The organism is Methylobacterium sp. UNC300MFChir4.1, from assembly GCF_900110155.1.
Taxonomy (GTDB): domain Bacteria; phylum Pseudomonadota; class Alphaproteobacteria; order Rhizobiales; family Beijerinckiaceae; genus Methylobacterium.
Genome location: NZ_FOCS01000021.1, coordinates 19,185 through 36,109, shown reverse-complemented (window position 1 = coordinate 36,109; position 16,925 = coordinate 19,185). Strand labels below are relative to the sequence as shown.

The 16,925-nt window shown below is 70.9% G+C and carries 18 protein-coding genes; 9 read left to right on the top strand and 9 right to left on the bottom strand.

The features are described 5' to 3' along the window. The first annotated feature begins 531 nt into the window (after positions 1-531). Entirely contained in the window at positions 532-816 is a 285-nt protein-coding gene (locus BMY19_RS31435; RefSeq protein ID WP_244534996.1) for a helix-hairpin-helix domain-containing protein, read from the top strand. Positions 817-889: 73 nt separating this feature from the next. Here the strand turns inward: BMY19_RS31435 and BMY19_RS23425 are convergent, their stop codons facing one another. Then, positions 890-1,303 carry a thioesterase family protein gene (locus BMY19_RS23425; RefSeq protein ID WP_091927586.1) on the bottom strand — a complete coding sequence of 138 codons (414 nt, stop codon included), beginning with the start codon at positions 1,301-1,303 and terminating at the stop codon, positions 890-892. 182 nt (positions 1,304-1,485) lie between these two features. Next, positions 1,486-2,265: an alpha/beta fold hydrolase gene (locus tag BMY19_RS23420; RefSeq protein WP_091682102.1), complete on the bottom strand. Its 780-nt coding sequence runs from the start codon at positions 2,263-2,265 to the stop codon at positions 1,486-1,488. 271 nt (positions 2,266-2,536) lie between these two features. On the opposite strand from BMY19_RS23420, the gene BMY19_RS23415 reads away from it, so the two are divergent. The 3 genes from BMY19_RS23415 (at position 2,537) to BMY19_RS23405 (ending at position 5,487) form a co-directional block, all read left to right on the top strand. Then, a complete protein-coding gene (locus BMY19_RS23415) occupies positions 2,537-3,685 on the top strand; it encodes an NHL repeat-containing protein (RefSeq protein WP_100253115.1) in 1,149 nt (382 codons plus the stop codon). Positions 3,686-3,834: 149 nt separating this feature from the next. Beyond that, entirely contained in the window at positions 3,835-4,863 is a 1,029-nt protein-coding gene (locus BMY19_RS23410; protein ID WP_056524304.1) for an amidohydrolase family protein, read from the top strand. A gap of 168 nt (positions 4,864-5,031) precedes the next feature. Further along, positions 5,032-5,487: a hypothetical protein gene (locus BMY19_RS23405; protein ID WP_139215687.1), complete on the top strand. Its 456-nt coding sequence runs from the start codon at positions 5,032-5,034 to the stop codon at positions 5,485-5,487. 126 nt (positions 5,488-5,613) lie between these two features. Here BMY19_RS23405 and repB read toward each other — a convergent pair whose 3' ends face one another. From repB to BMY19_RS23380, 5 genes are all read right to left on the bottom strand, one after another. After that, the gene (gene repB, locus BMY19_RS23400; RefSeq protein ID WP_091927590.1) at positions 5,614-6,690 is read right to left on the bottom strand and encodes a plasmid partitioning protein RepB; all 1,077 of its coding nucleotides are present in this window, start codon (positions 6,688-6,690) and stop codon (positions 5,614-5,616) included. A gap of 4 nt (positions 6,691-6,694) precedes the next feature. Continuing rightward, positions 6,695-7,870, bottom strand: a complete 1,176-nt coding sequence (repA, locus tag BMY19_RS23395; protein WP_020096188.1) for a plasmid partitioning protein RepA — start codon at positions 7,868-7,870, stop codon at positions 6,695-6,697. A gap of 121 nt (positions 7,871-7,991) precedes the next feature. Next, the gene (gene repC, locus BMY19_RS23390; RefSeq protein ID WP_100253113.1) at positions 7,992-9,329 is read right to left on the bottom strand and encodes a plasmid replication protein RepC; all 1,338 of its coding nucleotides are present in this window, start codon (positions 9,327-9,329) and stop codon (positions 7,992-7,994) included. Positions 9,330-9,520: 191 nt separating this feature from the next. After that, positions 9,521-10,609 (bottom strand): replication protein RepA, encoded by a 1,089-nt coding sequence (locus tag BMY19_RS23385; RefSeq protein WP_100253112.1) that lies wholly within the window; start codon positions 10,607-10,609, stop codon positions 9,521-9,523. 1,432 nt (positions 10,610-12,041) lie between these two features. After that, positions 12,042-12,440 carry a RidA family protein gene (locus BMY19_RS23380; protein ID WP_100253111.1) on the bottom strand — a complete coding sequence of 133 codons (399 nt, stop codon included), beginning with the start codon at positions 12,438-12,440 and terminating at the stop codon, positions 12,042-12,044. Between the two features lie 168 nt (positions 12,441-12,608). On the opposite strand from BMY19_RS23380, the gene BMY19_RS23375 reads away from it, so the two are divergent. Continuing rightward, the gene (locus tag BMY19_RS23375; RefSeq protein WP_210186930.1) at positions 12,609-13,169 is read left to right on the top strand and encodes a TetR/AcrR family transcriptional regulator; all 561 of its coding nucleotides are present in this window, start codon (positions 12,609-12,611) and stop codon (positions 13,167-13,169) included. A 385-nt stretch (positions 13,170-13,554) separates the two neighbouring features. Here BMY19_RS23375 and BMY19_RS23370 read toward each other — a convergent pair whose 3' ends face one another. Both BMY19_RS23370 and BMY19_RS23365 read right to left on the bottom strand, forming a co-directional pair. Beyond that, complete coding sequence (locus BMY19_RS23370) at positions 13,555-13,821, bottom strand: hypothetical protein (protein WP_100253109.1); 267 nt, start codon at positions 13,819-13,821, stop codon at positions 13,555-13,557. A 202-nt stretch (positions 13,822-14,023) separates the two neighbouring features. Beyond that, positions 14,024-15,505 (bottom strand): carbohydrate porin, encoded by a 1,482-nt coding sequence (locus tag BMY19_RS23365; protein WP_348529861.1) that lies wholly within the window; start codon positions 15,503-15,505, stop codon positions 14,024-14,026. 170 nt (positions 15,506-15,675) lie between these two features. On the opposite strand from BMY19_RS23365, the gene BMY19_RS23360 reads away from it, so the two are divergent. The 4 genes from BMY19_RS23360 to BMY19_RS23345 all read left to right on the top strand — a co-directional run bounded on the left by BMY19_RS23360 (position 15,676) and on the right by BMY19_RS23345 (position 16,887). Further along, a complete protein-coding gene (locus BMY19_RS23360) occupies positions 15,676-15,996 on the top strand; it encodes a PsiF family protein (protein ID WP_026605361.1) in 321 nt (106 codons plus the stop codon). A 241-nt stretch (positions 15,997-16,237) separates the two neighbouring features. Then, positions 16,238-16,462: a hypothetical protein gene (locus tag BMY19_RS23355; RefSeq protein ID WP_091981226.1), complete on the top strand. Its 225-nt coding sequence runs from the start codon at positions 16,238-16,240 to the stop codon at positions 16,460-16,462. 13 nt (positions 16,463-16,475) lie between these two features. Beyond that, positions 16,476-16,685 (top strand): hypothetical protein, encoded by a 210-nt coding sequence (locus tag BMY19_RS23350; protein WP_020095938.1) that lies wholly within the window; start codon positions 16,476-16,478, stop codon positions 16,683-16,685. Next, positions 16,669-16,887, top strand: coding sequence for a hypothetical protein (locus tag BMY19_RS23345; protein ID WP_100253107.1), 219 nt, complete (start codon positions 16,669-16,671; stop codon positions 16,885-16,887). Before BMY19_RS23350 ends, BMY19_RS23345 begins: the two co-directional genes overlap by 17 nt. Positions 16,888-16,925 lie beyond the last annotated feature (38 nt).

Here is a 16,925-nt window from a genome sequence, read left to right as displayed (position 1 = left end):
TTATCAGACGTGCGGCCCCGCGCGGGCGACGACGCCGGCCGCCTCGCCGCGCGGCCCGCGCGACCGTGAGCTGCGCCAGCGCGCCGCACGATTCGGATCAGCGAACCTCACGCGGCGGATGGCGATGCCGCTCGGGCTGGGTTAGCCCGCCTCGACAGTGCCATCGCCGTGGGGCAGTGCCCCGCCCGCCAAGAGGAGGTTGTGAGAATGAGCCGATCCACGCTGTCCATCAGCGCCGGTCTGGCGGCGGCCGCAGTCGTCCTGGCGGGCCTCTGGATCTCCTACGGGCCCCGCCCTCACGCGAGCCGCGACAGGCAGGCGTCCACACCGATTCCCGTGTCCAAGCAGGACCGATCCGGGATCGACCCGCAGGGCGAGGCCATCCGGTCCGTCTATCCGGGGCCGAACGCCGGATCCGCCCAGCGCGTCGCCCCGGCACCGCGGAACGCGACAACCGCCCCCCCGTCGTCCCTGGCGGCAACCCCGCCCGCATCGCCGCCCGCATCGCCAGATGCCCCCGCGGCGAGCGGGGTGGCGAAGCCGGCGGCGCCGCCGCAGCAGGTCGAGGGCGCGCCGGGCTCCGGCCAGCCGCCGGCCTCTCCGGGCCAGGGCGTCGACCTCAACACGGCGTCCGTCGAGGAGCTGAACGCCCTCGGGGCCGGCATGATCGGGCGCCGGATCGTCGCGTTCCGGCCCTACGGCTCCCCGGAGGATCTCGTGACCCGGCGTGTCCTGAAGAAGGCCGATTACGAGGCGATCAGGGCTGCCGTCGCGGTGCGGCAGACCGAGTCCGCTGGCGCGGGCCGCCCGGATTGAGGGTCGAAGCCCGTCGGCACCGAGCCGGGCTCGCCGGTCCCAGCGGAGTCGGACCCGCGCAGCGGCGCGGACTCTACGCGCGCTTCGACGGGGCGGGCTGTTTGGCGGCGAGACGTTTGCCGAGCCGCTCGATGTCGACGATCATCCGCTCGTGCGTCCCGGCCCCGATCTGCTCCGACTCGTCCCAGGCCGCGACGCGGAACTGGATCTGGCGTCCGGCGACGCCGACCACCTCGGCCTCCGCCCGGACGCGGTGCCCGACCGGGGTCGCCGCCATGTGGGTCACGTCCACCTTGGTCCCGACGGCGCTCTCGCCGGGATCGAGGTACTGGCGGACGGCGTTCAGCGCCGCGTTCTCCATGATCAGGACCATCATCGGCGTGGCGAAGACCGGCGGAAGGATGTTGTCCTTGAACTGGCTGGCCAGATGTGACGGCCCGACCAGCATGGCGAAGCTCCCCTTCGCCCCCAACGGGATGTCCTGCATGCGCGCGCTCCAGATCCGTTTCGGCCCGATGACCGATAGGTAGGGCCGAGGGACCGCGTCCGGACATCCCGGGACCTTCGCCGCACGCAGCCCAGCCCCCTCCCCGCCGCCCGGCCAGGCACGGGAACCCCGGACCGGGAACCGTGGGGAGGGACGAGCGCCCGCAAGAGAGTCGCGTCCGGTCAGCGCCGACGGCGGGGCTGGCCGGCCGCCTCGAGGATGAGGTCCGCGATATCTGGAGCGCGCGAGATCAGGGACAGGTGGCTCGCCCGGAGCTCGACGGTCCGCGCGTTCATGCGCTTGGCCATGAACCGTTCGAGGTCCGGGTCGATGGTCCGATCCTCGGTCGACACCGCGTAGAAGCTCGGCTTCGAGCGCCAGGCGGCCTGGGTGGTCCGTCCCGTCAGCAGGACCTTGCGGAACGGCTGCTGGACCGCGAACAGCACCCGCGCCTTCTCCACCGGCAGGTCGCCCGCGAAATCCCGCAGGAACGCCGCCTCGCTCAGGCGCCCCTCGTCGCCGTCGAACACGATGCCGGCCGAGGCGGGCGGGGTCGGGTAGGCCTTCGCCAGCGCCGCGTAATCCTCGTTCGCGTCCGGCGCCCGCGCCGCCACGTAGACCAGCGCCGAGACCTTCGGGTCGATCCCGGCCTCGGTCACGATCATGCCGGAGAACGAGTGGCCGACGAGGACGGTCGGTCCCTCCTGGCGGGCCAGCACGCGCTGCGCCGAGGCCACCGCTTCCGCGAGGGTGGTCAGCGGGTTCTGCACGGAGGTGACGGAGAGGCCGGCCGCCTGCAGGTGCGGGATCACCTCCGACCAGCACGACCCGTCGGCGAACAGCCCGTGGACCAGCACGACGTTGCGCGCCCGCGGGAGGTCCTGGGCGGTGGCCGGTCCGGGCAGCAGCGCGGCGGCCGCGCCGGCGGCAAGGGTGCGGGTCAGCGTTCTGCGCGTCATCATGGGGGCGCCTCCATCCGGACTCGTCGATGCGGGACGTACCGTCCCTGTTCGCCGTCGGCGCGGGAAGGATACAGCCTCGGGCCGCCCAGGGCGCATCTCGGCGCGCATCTCGGCGCGACCCGGCGGCGGCCGGGACCGCGCGCGGACGGGCACATCCGGGCGCAAGCGTCCCGGGATGTTACCCGGATATGCTGCGCGATGCTGGACGAGGGCGGCCTTTCAGCCTCTCATGGCGGCACGAATTGAGTAAAAACCGGGAGAGGAAACCGAGATGCTGCGACGCGTGCTGCGTCGGCTGACGGCTGCGGCCTCGCTGACAGTGCTGACATTCGCCGTTCCGGCCTTCGCCGAGGAGCCGCTGCGCTTCGAGGTCGATCCGGCCTGGCCGCAGCACCTGCCGAACGACTGGATCATGGGTCAGGCGGCGGGCGTCGCGGTCGACGCGCAGGACAATGTCTGGGTGATCCAGCGGCCGCGCACCCTCACCGACGACGAGAAGGCCGCGAGCCTCGATCCGCCCCGCACCCGCTGCTGCAAGCCGGCGCCGCCGGTCCTCGTCTTCGACCAGGCCGGGCGCCTGGTGAAGTCCTGGGGCGGCCCGGGCGAGGGCTATCAGTGGCCCCAGAACGAGCACGGCATCCACATCGACCACAAGGGCTTCGTCTGGCTCGCCGGCAACGGCGACACCGACGGCCAGATCCTGAAGTTCACCCCGGACGGCAAGTTCGTGCTGCAGATCGGCAAGCAGGGGCCGCAGACCGACAGCCGGGACACGAGCCGTCTCGGCAAGCCGGCCGGCATGATGGTCGATCCGGAGACGAACGAGCTCTACGTGGCCGACGGCTACTACAACCACCGCGTCATCGTGTTCGACGCGGAGACCGGCGCGTTCAAGCGGATGTGGGGCGCCTACGGCAAGCCGCCGACCGACGACAAGCTCGGCGCCTACGATCCGGCGGCGGCCCCGTCCCAGCAATTCGCCAACCCGGTGCACTGCGTGCAGGTCGCCCGCGACGGCCTCGTCTACGTGTGTGACCGGACCAACGACCGGATCCAGGTGTTCCGGAAGGACGGCACCTTCGTGAAGGAGATGTTCGTCGAGAAGAACACCCGGGCCAACGGCTCGGTCTGGGAACTCGCCCTGTGGCCGGACGAGCGCCAGACCTACCTGCTCAACGCCGACGGGGCCAACAACGAGGTCCGCACCCTGAGCCGCGACACCGGCGAGATCCTCGGCCGCTTCGGCCGCAACGGCCGGATGGCCGGCGACTTCCACTGGGTCCACAACCTCGCGATCGACTCCAAGGGTAACGTCTTCACCACCGAGGTCGACACCGGGAAGCGGGCGCAGAAGTTCCTGTTCCGGGGCGACATGGTGCTGCGCAAACGCGCCGCCCTGCCGGAGGGCGGCGCGCGATGATCGCGGCGGCCGATCCGGCCACGCCGGTCGCCGGCGCGGGCTGCGCGTGCTGCCTGCCCCGGCGCGGCTTCCTGGGCCGCCTCGCGGGGCTGGGGGCGGCGGCTCTGACGGCCGGCGCCGCGCGGGCCGAGCCGTCGCGCTACACGGGTCTGGTGATCGATTGCCACGGGCACTACACCACCGAGCCGGCCGCCATGCTGGACTGGCGCAAGCGCCAGATCGGCGCGCTCAACGACCCGGGCCAGTCCCCCAAGCCGTCGGACCTGCAAGTCAGCGACGACGCGGTGCGCGCCAGCGTGAGCGGGCGGCAGCTCAAGCTCCAGTCCGAGCGCGGCATCTCCCTGGCGCTGTTCTCGCCGCGGGCCGGCGGGATGGGCCACCATATCGGCACGGCCCGCACCAGCCTCGACTGGTCGATCGTGTCGAACGACATGATCCACCGTGTGACGAGCCTGATGCCGCAGAACTTCGTCGGCGTCTGCCAGCTGCCGCAATCGCCGGGTGTCTCGCCCAAGAACTGCACGGCCGAGCTCGAGCGCTGCGTCAAGGAGCTCGGCTTCGTCGGCTGCAACGTCAACCCGGACCCGTCCGGGGGCTACTGGACCGATCCGCCGCTCTCCGACCGGTTCTGGTACCCGCTCTGGGAGAAGATGGTCGAGCTCGACGTGCCCGGCATGGTGCATGTCAGCGCCTCGGCCAATCCCAACTTCCACGCGACCGGGGCGCACTACATCAACGGCGACACCACCGCCTTCATGCAGTTCGTGACCTCGGACCTGTTCAAGGACTTCCCGACGCTGCGCCTGATCATCCCGCACGGCGGCGGTGCCGTGCCCTATCACTGGGGGCGCTACCGGGGGCTGGCCCAGGACATGAAGCGGCCGCCGCTGTCCGAGCTGATGCGCAACGTCTTCTTCGACACCTGCGTCTACCATCAGCCCGGCATCGACCTGCTGCTCAAGGTCGTCCCGCGCGAGAACGTGCTGTTCGCCTCCGAGATGGTCGGCGCGGTGAACGGGGTCGATCCCGAGACCGGCCACGCCTACGACGACACCAAGCGCTACGTCGAGGCCGCGGCGATCCCGGACGCGGACCGGGCCAAGATCTACGCCGGGAACGCGCTGCGCGTGTATCCGCGCCTCGCGGCGCGGCTCCGGTCGGCCGGCGTGACGCCGTAGGGCCGCCGAGGGCCCCGGAGGAGTCGCAGAGGCGGGGCGGACCCGATCGCGGATCCGCCGGCGCGCGCCTGCCGGTGACCGGGCGAATGTGTCTCAGATCGACGGCGCCGCCGCGCGAACGATGTTGGTCCCAGGGCCGGACCGGCGGGTGAAGCGGGGATGTCGTTCATGAGGGTCACGATCTGCGCCGTCGCGCTCTGCCTTGTCGCGGGCCTGGGCCACGCTCAGGAGGCCGGACAGACGGTCGCCGGCGAGGGCGACTGGGTGCTCAGGAAATCGGCGGCCCCGTCGAGCGGCGACGTCGCCTGCGTTCTGGCGCCGAAGGCGCGGTCGCGCATCCAGATCGTCGGCGACCGCATCGAGGTCACCGGCCTACCGAAGAATTCCATCTTCAATTATCAGTATCGGATCGACGACGGACCTGTTTCAAACGCGATGTTTCCCACAACGCAGATGCAGGACGCCGGAGTGATCACGCTGAATGGGGACGTATTGAAAGATATTCTGGCCGGTCGACGCTTCAGCATCCGCCTGCTGGACCGATGGCACGAGGCCATGACGGAGGAGATCAGCCTCTCCGGGCTGCGCGGCCTGATCGACAAGCGGGCCGAGGCCTGCAGGTAGCCGGCGCCTCACGCAGCGCGCCGGAGCCCCCTCCCCCGTGCGGGCGGATCGCGCGCGGCGGATCTCGGGAACCGGCGGCCTCGCGACCGGTCCGCCCCGGCGGCGCGAGGCCCGCGCGGCGCGACCTCAGAGCCCGGATCGCTCCGGGCCGCGCGCCTGTTCGCGCTCGTAGGCCGCGAACAGCTCGGGGAGGCGCGCGACGAGGAAGTCGCCGAAGGCGGGATGGAGCGTCTCGTCGATGATCAGGCCCACGGTCGTCGGGGTCCGCTCGACGCGCGCCAAGTGGCGCCCGTCCTCCGCCAGCCCCACCTCCGGCCCCGCGCGGACCACCGGCGGCGCCGGGGCTGGGACCGGCGCCACGGCCGCGTACACGCGCACGAACCGCTGGTCGGAGGACAGGGTCGCGAAGGCGTCCGCGGCGACGATCTCATCGACCCGCGCCCGCATCTCCGGGCTGGCGAGGCGATCCGCGAGGCTCATCCACCGGCGGCGTCCCGCCTTCGGGGCGGGACCGATGGCGGCGATCACGGAATCGGGCAGGGCGCGCCGCGCCGCGATCAGGCGCGACAGCTCGGTCTTGTCGACGAGCAGGGCGGCCATGATCACGTCGCGCCCGTGCCCGAGCCGCTCCAGCGTCAGGGCGAAGGCGGCCCGCTCGATGAAGCTGAGATCGGCCCGCGCGTTGTTCTCCTGACCCTGGGCGACGACGAGTTCGGCATCCGTGAGCGTCCGCACCAGCGCGCGGACCGGCCGCCCCAGCGCGGCGGCGGCCCGCAGCCGCCGGTGGCCGAACGCGACCTGATAGCGCCCGCTGACGGTGGGATGGGGCCGCACCAGGATCGGGGTCTGCTGCCCCTGCGCCCGGATGACCGCCACGAAGGCGTCCTCGCCGGGGCCGTCGATCACCGGCAGCCGGTCGGGGGCCGGCGACGGGTCGACGAGGCCCGGATCGAGATCGACCGCGACGCTGCCGGACCTGAGCTGGTCCTCCGCGGCGCGCGCCGAGACGACCTCGGAGGTCAGGCGCTCCAGGGACCGGCTCATCGCGCCGACCGCGCCGCGGCCGGTGAAGCTGGGAACGGCCGGGGCGGGGCCCCGCTCCGATCGCCCGGCCGCCGCGTCGTCGCGGGGCGAGTTGACCGCGGTCAACTCGGTCTGGTCGGCCGGATCGAGCAGGCCGGCGAGGAGGTTCTTGCGGGCCATCGGATCAGCGTCCCCATGCCGTGCGGATCAGCGCCTCGATCTCACCGTTGACCGCGTCCAGGCTCTCCATCGCGCGGTCGTAGGTCGCCCGCGTGAACTGGTCGCGACTGACCTCGAACAGGGTCTGCTTGGTGATGCCGGCATCCGAGACCGCCGTGCTCTTCAGCATCGCGTTGGTGAGCACGCGCTCCCCGAACAGGGTCCGCATGAACGCGACCATCTGGGTCTGCGGGCCGTCGGTCGGCTCGTAGCGCGTGACGAGGTAGCGCATCCAGTCGTAGTTCATGTCGCCGCCGGCCTTGGCGACGACCCCGAGCATCTCGGAGGTCATCAGCAGGAACTGGCACATCGACATCACGTCGAGCATCTGCGGATGCACGGTGACGAGCACGCTGGTCGCCGCGCACAGGGCCGAGAGCGTCAGGTAGCCGAGTTGCGGCGGGCAATCGACCACGACCACGTCGTAGCGGTCGGCGACCGGCGCCAGGGCCTGGGCGAAGCGCGTGAAGAACAGCGAATCGCCGTCGCTGCTCCGCTGGAGGAGGGCGCGCGGTGTCTCGTGCTCGAACTCCATCAGCTCGAGATTGCCCGGCACGAGGTCGAGGCCCGGAAAGTAGGTCTTCTGGATGACGTCGGTCAGGGGACGGCGCGCCGCGTCGTACCGGATCGCGGCGTAGAGGGTCTCGTTGTCCCGCACGTCGAATTCGGGCTGGATCCCGTGCAGGGCCGACAGGCTCGCCTGCGGATCGAGGTCGACGGCGAGGACGCGGTAGCCCTGCAGCGCCATGTGCTGCGCGAGATGGGCCGCCGTGGTGGTCTTGCCCGAGCCGCCCTTGAAGTTCACCACCGCGATGATCTGGAGATGCTCCTCGGCCCGCCGCTCCTTCCGGTACCGCCGGCCGGTCTTGGCCCCCTCGTCCAGCATGCCGCGCAGCGCCTGGATGTCGGCGCTCGAGTAGGATCGCCGCCCGGACGGCCCGATCTCGGGGGCGGGTCCCTTGCCGTCGAGCGAGAGGCGCCGCAGGTAGCCGTCGTCGACCCCGATCAGCTTGGCGGCCTCGCCGGACGAGAATCGCCGCAGCTGCTTGCGCGCCTCGGGCGGGAAAAGCCGCTGCCGGTGCGACTGCAGTTTGGCCGACAGCGCCTGCGCGTCGCCGGCGATCAGATCGTGCATCGCCATGGAGGTTGACCCCGAAGAGGGTAGGGCGGCGAGCGCCGCGGGGCTGGCCACGGTTCCGAACTCCTGTCACGGTTTTCGCGGCCGCAAACGCCGCCGCACCGTGACAAGATCACAGTCAACCTTAACAGAATGTTGACGCTCGCGCCGCCCCGCCTCCGAGCGGGCGAGCGTGTTGACCGCGGTCAACTTCCGCGACGCGGAGGGGACCGCTTGGGCCGTCGGATGACGCTCGACGGCGCTGGCGCCACAGGGCGAAGAGCATCGGCCAGGCCGAGAACCGGCCGGAGCGGGCCTTCCGCGTCAGGTCGCGGAGATAGGCGCCGGGCGCGCCGATCGACTCGGCGCGCTGGAGGATCGCCGACAGCGCCGCCAGCGCGTGGTCCCGCCCCATCGCGGCCAGGGCCGCCTCCCAGACGTCCGGGCCGATTCCCAGCGCCGGACGAACGACCTCCGCCGCGCCGGCCAGATCGGACCAGCTCCGGATGCCGTCGCGGGCGTAGAGCACGACGTCGGGACAGGCCTCGAGCACCATCGGCAGAGGCAGGGGCGAGGGGAGGGAAGAGGGGACCGGCGCGGGGAGGGGACGCGGCTGGCCGGGCGCGGGAGCGACGTCGGATCGCGCGGCTCCGGCCGGGCCTCGCCGGGGGCACCGTTCAGAATCGTCAGCAGGATCTGGATCTGAATTCTGATGGTGGCGCTCACCGTGAGACGCAGTGCCGACCATTTCCGTCGCATTCGCCAAACTTGGCAGCCACTTGTCCACCTCCCGGCGCAGCGCGCGCAGCGGCTCGGCGGCGGCGTACAGGTGGGGCTCGCCGGCGGTCCGACCCGGCATGCCGCCGCAGGCCGCGAACCGGTCCGCGAGCGCCGCCCAGGGCCCGGGCCATCCGGATTCGGCGGCCAGGGCGAGGATCTTCGACAGGTCGCGGCGGTGCAGGGCGATCTCCTCGCGCAGGAGCAGGCGCCGGCGCGCGGCCGCCCGCACCGCCCGGGCGAGCGCGGCGAATTCCCCCGCGCGCGCCACGAGCGGCGTCAGGTCGAACCCGAAGGCGCGCGCGATCGCGCCGGCGCCGTCGCGGCGCGCGTAGCGCTTGCCGTTCGGGCTGTCCCGCCGGATCACTAGGCCGGCCGCGACGAGCTGGGCCAGCGCGCGCCGCAGCGTCGCCGGGGACGGGCCGTGCGACCGCAGCGACAATTCGCGGTTCGACGGGAAGACCACGAGCGGCGAGCCGGGCGACAGCGCCGTCTCGGGATGGAACGTGAGCAGCGCGCTCAGCACCGCGAGGGCGCGGTCCGAGACGGCGAGGTGATCCTTCGCCTCGGTCACGTCGCGGAAGATGCGCCATTTGTGCCCGACCGCGTCGTCGGGGCAGGCCTTGGCCGCCGCCTGCGCGGCCATCATGCCGAGCGAGAGCGGTCGCCGCCCGAAGGGCGTCGTGGGTTCGTGTCCGGGAAGCATGGTCCTCGCCCGCGATGAGGCAAGAGAGCAGCGCCCGCCGAGGCGATGGCCGCGTCGCGTGGTTGACAGCGATGTCCGGGAGTGATTCTCTGAGGTTGTCCAGACGACAGAGAGGGCTTCCGGGGCGAACGTCTCGGGGGCCTTTTCTTTTGCCGGGTTGCTCCGTCTAGAGGGGTGGGGGTGGGCCGCCGTCAGGCGCGCGCGGCACCGGCCGGCGTCAGCAGGTCCGCGCTCTCGCAGGGGCCCGTCTGATCCGGGACCCGCGCGGCCTTGCGCGCCCGCGGCGCGGCGCGGGCGCGACGGGTCGGGCCCCCCGCGACGGCGACGAAGGCGCGCCGCAGCTCCGCCGGGTCCGAGTGCCGCAGCACCAGACCCTCGGCCGTCATCGCGACGTTGGCTTCCGGGTACGCGTCGAGGGTGCGCTTGATCGATTCCGAGAAGGCCTGCTTGAAGCGGGAGGCGAATTCCGAGGAGCCGAACTGCGCCATCAGATCGCGCCAGGTCAGCAGTTCGCTCTCCCCGCGCGACAGCAGCGGCAGCCGGTAGCAGAGGTACACGAGGATATCGATCGCCATGGCGTTGTGGGCGACCTGGCGCAGCCTGGCGGTCGGCACCGGGATCGAGTGCCGCGTGAAGCGGTCGTAGGCGTTCTGGCTGAGCATCAGCGCTTCCGGCCAGCGCATGGCGCTGTGTCCCCCGGCGGCCCAGACCTCGAGGTCGTCATCCTTGAACGCGCCCCCCTCGATCAGGCTCTCGCGCTTGAACACGTGGCCGCCCTCGTCGCCGTTCAGGACCATCGTGAAGATGGGGAAGCTCAGCCGGACGAGCTGGTCCTTGGTCGGCCCGATCGAGCCCCGCTCGCCGCCCGTGACCGGCAAGCCGACGGCCTTCAACCACTCGGTGATCCGCCCCATCTCCATCCAGCGGTCGCCGGCGCTCCGGCGCGGATCGCGGGCCTCCGTGGCCAGCCACATGGAGAGGAGGCGCGCCTTGGGTCCGAACGGGACGCCCACCTCGATCTGGCGCCCGTTGGGCAGGACGAACCGGGCCGGCTCGACGGTCAGCGAGAAGCGACCGTCGCGCCGGTTCCACGGCTCCATCGTGTTCTTGGGGCGGCGCAGCGGCAGGCCGGCGATGCAGAAGCCCTTGTGGAGGAACGACACATCCATGCGGCCGTCGAGCGCGGGGCCGAGCCCGGTCGTCGGCCGGTCGGCTCCGGCCTCGGGGCGCAGCAGGCTCTGCTCCCACAGGCTCAGCTGGCGGGTCTCTGCCGCGTTCATGCCGGTCTCGCTCTCCTCGTGCCGAGCACAGGGCAATTTGGAGCCTATCAGTCGCGAGTCGCCGACCGGGCGCAATCATCGGGTTTCCAAATCTCAGCGCCCCGACCGGGATTCTTTACAAAACTCAGCGTCGGCGACCCGCGGCCGCCCGGCGGTCGAGCCGCGACGGCGTCCCGGCACGGCTGCGACCGCCGTTGGCGCCGGTCGCGGCGGCGCGAGTGCGAAAAATCAGCGCTCCCCGACCGTCCGCTGGCAAAAGTCAGCGTGGCGCACGCCGTCGGTGACGGGTGAGGGCGCTTGGCGACCTTCCAAACCGCGGCAGGCGCGTCCACCTGCGCTGATTTTTGTAAGTCCCGCGCCGTCGGACACCGCTTGGGCCGCGCTGAGTTTTCTCAGGAGCGGACCGGGGGCGCTGATTTTTGTAAGCGGTCGCGTCGGCAGGCCCGGCACCAGCGCGTTGGGGAGCCACTGACCGGCGACGCGTCTCGGGCGCGCTCGGACGCCACTGGACAGAGACGCGAGGCGTGCGATCAGCCGCACGAAGGGTGGCGACCCGGCCTGCTCGGGACCTCGCCGACGCGCTTCCAGCGGCGGACCGTAACCCGCGCGCCCGTGAGGCGGCGTGAACCGATCGGCAGGGACGACCCAGATGCGAGCCGCGCACCGCAGGATCAGGATGGTGGTGCGGCGACGCGTCGGCCAGTGGCGTCGCTGACCGGCAAGGTCCGCGTGGCCCAGAGACGGTCGGGCATCCGGTCGCGGCCCGCGACGACGCGGTCGGTGACCGCCCGACACATCGGAGCGCTACGGAGCGGGACCGGGAGGGGAGGGGAGGGCGCCTTCGGGCCGCTCGCGCGACGGGCGTCGGCACCGGGCCGGTCATGGACGCCCCGTGCGCCCCTGCGCGGGCCGCGCGTCCCGCTCACCTATCGCCTGCGAAGTTCCAGGACGTGCCGCGTCGCGGGCGGCAAGTTGTCGCTCGAGGACAGGACGCGCGCATCCGAGGTGAACCGAATCTTCCTGTCGTTGTTTACGCTCGCCACCGAGGAGCGTTGACGACGTGACACCCCGATACGGTGTGTGACGCGGCGATCCGGGCCGTCTTGCCTTCCCGGAGCGGGGTCGCGCGCCGCGATCTCTGTCGACGCCCGAAGATCCGATTTGTCAGGAGGAGATCCATGAAGGGATTCACGAAAATCGTGTCGTACGCGGCGGCCGCGGCGGCGGTCTGCATGCTCGCGGTTGTGGTGGTCCAATCGGCGGGGCTCCTCGCCGGGTGATGGGCCCCACGCGGTGATCCAAGTTCAAAGTTCGTACAGGGTCAGGAGCGATCGTCTAAATCTGTCTCATCGACGATGATGCCGGTATCGGGACCGTGGAGGAACAAGCGGCTTGGCGACTCTTCCCGGCATCGTCCGAGCCGAACGCCGACTCAGACCGGGGTAGGAAGACGGGCGATGACCTTGATCTCGAAGTCGAATCCCGCGAGCCAGGTCACGCCGACGGCAGTCCAGTTCGGATAGGGCGGTTCGCCGATCATTACGTCGCGTACCGCCATCACTGTGTCGAACTGCGTTTCAGGGTCGGTGTGGAAGGTTGTCACGTCCACCACGTCGTCGAAACTGCAGCCGGCCGCCGCGAGAACGGCGTTCAGCCTGTCGAAGGCACGGCGAACCTGCGCACCGAAATCCGGTTCAGGCGAGCCATCCTCGCGGCTGCCGACTTGGCCGGAGACGAAAAGCAGGTCGCCGGACCGGATCGCGGCCGAGTAGCGGTGCCTGTCGTAGAGGGCTTGCCGTCCGGGCGGAAAGACTGCATCGCGCTTCGACATATCGCGTGTCCTCTGCGAAGGGTGCCGACGGCTTCCATCGACCTCGCGGCACCATTCACATACGCCGCGTATGTAGAAATATCAAGACATACGCGGCGTATGTCAACACATGCGGGCATACGCGAAGGATCGAGGCATCCTGTGGCATCGGGACGGCGCGCGCTGAAGATGGAGGAAACCCGCGCGCGGCTGATCCGCGCGGCGCGTGCAGCCTTTGCCGAGAAGGGCTACGCAGCGGCGTCGATGGATGAGCTGACGGAAGCGGCCGGCCTGACGCGTGGCGCGCTCTATCACAACTTCGGCGACAAGAAGGGCCTGCTTCAGGCCGTCATCGCGCAGCTCGACGCCGAGATGGTCGCTCAGGCGCGGGTCGCGCGCGAGAGGGCGCCAACGCCCTGGCTCGGCTTCCTCGACGAGGGCGTCGCCTACATCGAGTTGGCCCTCGAGCCGGAGATCCAGCGCATCGTGCTCCTCGACGGACCGGCAGTGCTGGGCGATCCGTCGCGGTGGCCGGGCCAGACCGCCTGCCTGCGCACGACGACCGAGACGATCCAGGCCCTCGTGGAGGCCGGGACGGTCAAGCCTGTCGATGCCGAGGCCGCGGCGCGCCTGATCAACGGCGCGGCGCTCAACGCCGCGCTCTGGGTCGCCGCGTCCGACGATCCGCCGGCCGTCCTCGCCAGGGCCACCGAGGCCTTCCGGTGCTTGGCGAACGGCCTCCTGAAGTAGGCCGTCCCGCCGGTCTGGACGCGTCATCCTCGGGCGCACGACGCGTTCGTCGGGGGACACCTTGCAGGGTGGCCCGCGCGCAGACAGCGAGAGAGGAGATGACAACGACGTCTGCCTCGAACCCATGTCGCTCGAAGGCGGACCAGCCGGAAGCCATCCGTCTGAGACGTTCAGGCGGGCGTCGCGCGATGGCGGATGTTGGCCGAGAGCGGAATGGCCGCCGTGGAGCGCGACCGCTGCAAAGGCGGACGGCCTCCCACCGACCCGACCCTGCCGTCAGAGCGTATCGGCACGTGTCCCGGAAGCGGATCTCCAGCGTGCAGCGACCGGACGATGCGCGCCCTGCTCAGTGCGCCGGCGATCGGTCCGATGCGTCCGACGAGCGCTACTTCCTCTTGCGCTTGCTCGCTTTCAAGACCACGTCCGCGTTGTCCTCGGCGATGCGCTCAGCCAGCGCGAAGTCGTGAAGCTCCGCGGTCGCGCCCTCGGTAGCGGTCGGCGCTTCTGTCACGGCGTAGAACGCGGCGCGGACGATCTCCTTCTTGCTCGCCTCCGGATGCCGCTCACGGATGGCGGAACGGATCGCCTTCGGCTTCATGCCCGGCGCGGCGATCCTCCTCAGCGTGTCCGCGATCTCCCGGATCGATGCCATACCGCTACCTTCACCTGACCCCTTCTGCCGGCTCACAAACCCGTCAGCCGACGGGGCGTTCCGATACCGCGGCCACACAGGCGGCTTCCCGCGCGCGACGTCCCGCACCCGCGGACGTGAGCTCGCGCCGAACCGCCGCGCTCCTCCCGAGACCGCAACGCGCTCGGCGCGCGCGGGGGCACGCAAGCGGGCCGCGTTCACCTCAGTAGCGGGTGATGGCACGCAGGCCGAACACCGCGGCGCCGCGCACCCGCTTGCCGTCAAGATCGCGCGGATTGGCGATCCCGCCACCCGGATGGGCGACGTACTGCACGGTCGGCTGCAGGGCGATGCCCGGCGCGAGCACGGCCTGATAGGTCGCCTCGAGCAAGATCTCGGCGCTCCGGCGCGGTGCGGGTGTCGTGCTCTGGAGCGCGGCGATCGCATCGAGCCGGCGTGCCGCCGGGGAGATGCGGGTGATGCCGACGGCGAGGCCCAGCGTGTCGTCCGACCGTCCGGGGATCAGGCCGCGATAGGCGATGCCGCCGTCGATGTAGAGATCCACCAGATTGCGGTCCCCCGGCGAGACGGACGCACGCAGGAAGACGCTGGCGCCGTCGTTGGGATCGTCCGGCTCCTGGTAGATCGTCTGGTCGATGAGCCCGTAGAGGCCCGAATTGCCCGAAACCCTCCGATCGAGGCCACTCACCGGATCCGGCGTGAGGGCATCGACGCGGCCGAAGCGATGCCAGCCGCCCAGCGTGACGGTGCCCGGCCGGCCTTCGGAACCCGGACGGGTGTTGTAGGCGTAGGCGACCTCGGCGATGACGAGCGGGGGGTCGGAGACGGGGAAGCGGATACCGTTCGGATTGCGGCGCTGCGGGTCTACGCCCGAGCGGGGACGGCCGCCGCCGGGTGTGCCGTCGATCACGCTCGCCTGGAACGAGAGATCGGGCGTCGGGACGTACTTCAGGCGGACGGTCGGCGCCGAGAGCGGATAGGCCGGCCCTCCGTCCACCATGTTCGCGGCGAAGATCTCCGGCCAGCCGAAGGTACCGTTGGTGAACAGGATGCTGGTCTGGCTCACCATGTACTCGGTGTCGGCGGAGAGCTGGCCGATACGGACGGACAGCCTGTCGTCGAACAGGCTCTGCTCCAGCCACAGCTCCGAGAGCCGCGAAGCCGGCAGGGCCTCGATCTCGCTGATCGTCATGAGGTTGCCGACGCGGCTGCGGGAGGCTCCGCTGCCCTGGATCTGGTAGACGGTGGCGTGGGCCGTCGCCCCCTTCCACCCGGCGAGCGTGTCGAGATCGACATCGACGTCGAGATCGAGCAGCGTCAGGCCCGTGGAACCCCGCCGCAGGCCGCCGCGCAGGTTGCGGTAGGTCTCGGCCACACTGATCAGGCCGAAGGTGATCCCGCGGCTCTCCAGGAAGGCGCGGTACCCGCCGGGATCGCCGGCGGCCCCGAGGAGGGGCTGGAACGAGGTCGTGACCTCCGCCGCGCGACCGGCCGAGAACACGGGCTGAGCGACCGAGGTCTGCGGATCGCCGCCTGCGCCGGAGGGTGAACCGATGGCGAGGCCCTCCGCGGCGACCCGCGCGGCCGTCGCCAGCGGATCCGCGGCCGGTTCGGCCAAGGCACGGCCGACCGGCGCGACGAGAACGAGCGTGATGCCAGCGAGGGCGCAGATGACAGAGCGCACCAGGACCTCTGGAGACATCGGGCTCGGCGAACGAAGGCATAGCCTCGTGACCATTCGACGACGGCGGTGGCGAGACATCGCCGCGAATTGATGGGACAGACGCGGCACTGACGCTGGCTCGTACAACCGCAGGTCGCTAGGGTTCTCCGCATCACCGGAGGTCCTCCACCGTGCGTACGCTCGCTCTCGCCTCGGCCCTCGTCTTCGCCTGCACGGTGTCCGTCCGAGCGCAGGCCCCCGCACCCTCGGCGGCTCAGACCGCGCAGCGGGATCGGATGAAATCCTGCAACGTGGATGCTGGGACGCAACGGCTGTCGGGCGCCGCCCGCAAGAGCTTCATGGCAGATTGCCTCGCGGGAAAGAGCGCCGCGCCGGCCAAGGAGCTGACGCCGCAGCAGATGAAGATGAAGAGCTGCAATGCGGATGCCTCGGCCAAGAGCCTCAAGGGCGCCGAGCGCAAGGCGTTCATGAGCACGTGCCTCAGAGGTTAGTCGCCTGCGCCCATACCGCGTCCCTGTTCGGCTTCTGACCAATGTCAGGGCTGCGTGAAACGGATGCCGTTCGAGATACCGACCGATCTCGGGCGTCCTGAACGTCACTCGGGCTTCCACGAAGCGGTCGACGTCCCCCTCACTCTCCCCCCGCTCCGTCGCGGAACGGTTTTGCCAGCCTCGCCGTAACTGACCCATCGAGCCGCGACGGCGCGGGTCAGATGGCCGAGGCGGTCCCAGCATGAAGCGCGCTCCCTTCCGCATCCTGATCCGCATCGAGGGCGATCGGCGCGTCCTGCGCGCGACCTCGGAGCGCGAGGCGGCGCTCAAGGCCGAATCCGTTCTCCGGCGCTATGACGGCCCGCCCGGCGGCGCCGGCCTCATCATCGAAGCGTCGGACACCCGGGCGAGCGCGCGCATCGCGGCCTATCTGGCCGACGTCGCGCTCGAGATGGAAATCGCGTGATCGGCCTCCGAGGATGACGGTCTCGGACAGCGCGGTCCCCTACGTGCTGGGTGCTGCGGCGGTGCGCTCGGTCGAGGTCATCGACGGCGGCGGCACACTGGCGATCCGATTGCGGTCGCCCGACGACAGTGAGTTCTGCGTCCTGCTGCCGATCGGTGTCGTGGGCGACCTCCTCTTTCAACTCGCGGATGTGATGAGCGTCAGCCTTGACCCACGCCCATGACCGAGAGGATGCCCGCCTGGGCGAAGGGGATGACCCGGTGCTCGACGCGGTCGCCGTGCTTCGGTGCCGCGGGTACACGGTCGAGCCGGATGACGACTGCGCGCGCTGGCGGATCGACGGTGCTGACTGGATCACGCTCAGCGACCTGTTCGCGCGGGCTCTGCGGCTCGGCTTGAGAGACGGGCCGGGACGCGCGCAGTAATCCCCGGCCAGACCGGGAGCCTGTCCGCTGAGGGATCG

What these genes read in the sequence shown, in the direction of transcription:
- BMY19_RS23425 (WP_091927586.1), bottom strand. Translation starts at nt 1,303, where the DNA reads ATGCAGGACATCCCGTTGGGGGCGAAGGGGAGCTTCGCCATGCTGGTC.
- BMY19_RS23420 (WP_091682102.1), bottom strand. Translation starts at nt 2,265, where the DNA reads ATGATGACGCGCAGAACGCTGACCCGCACCCTTGCCGCCGGCGCGGCC.
- BMY19_RS23415 (WP_100253115.1), top strand. Translation starts at nt 2,537, where the DNA reads ATGCTGCGACGCGTGCTGCGTCGGCTGACGGCTGCGGCCTCGCTGACA.
- BMY19_RS23405 (WP_139215687.1), top strand. Translation starts at nt 5,032, where the DNA reads ATGAGGGTCACGATCTGCGCCGTCGCGCTCTGCCTTGTCGCGGGCCTG.
- repB (WP_091927590.1), bottom strand. Translation starts at nt 6,690, where the DNA reads ATGGCCCGCAAGAACCTCCTCGCCGGCCTGCTCGATCCGGCCGACCAG.
- repA (WP_020096188.1), bottom strand. Translation starts at nt 7,870, where the DNA reads ATGGCGATGCACGATCTGATCGCCGGCGACGCGCAGGCGCTGTCGGCC.
- repC (WP_100253113.1), bottom strand. Translation starts at nt 9,329, where the DNA reads ATGCTTCCCGGACACGAACCCACGACGCCCTTCGGGCGGCGACCGCTC.
- BMY19_RS23385 (WP_100253112.1), bottom strand. Translation starts at nt 10,609, where the DNA reads ATGAACGCGGCAGAGACCCGCCAGCTGAGCCTGTGGGAGCAGAGCCTG.
- BMY19_RS23380 (WP_100253111.1), bottom strand. Translation starts at nt 12,440, where the DNA reads ATGTCGAAGCGCGATGCAGTCTTTCCGCCCGGACGGCAAGCCCTCTAC.
- BMY19_RS23375 (WP_210186930.1), top strand. Translation starts at nt 12,609, where the DNA reads ATGGAGGAAACCCGCGCGCGGCTGATCCGCGCGGCGCGTGCAGCCTTT.
- BMY19_RS23370 (WP_100253109.1), bottom strand. Translation starts at nt 13,821, where the DNA reads ATGGCATCGATCCGGGAGATCGCGGACACGCTGAGGAGGATCGCCGCG.
- BMY19_RS23355 (WP_091981226.1), top strand. Translation starts at nt 16,238, where the DNA reads ATGAAGCGCGCTCCCTTCCGCATCCTGATCCGCATCGAGGGCGATCGG.
- BMY19_RS23350 (WP_020095938.1), top strand. Translation starts at nt 16,476, where the DNA reads ATGACGGTCTCGGACAGCGCGGTCCCCTACGTGCTGGGTGCTGCGGCG.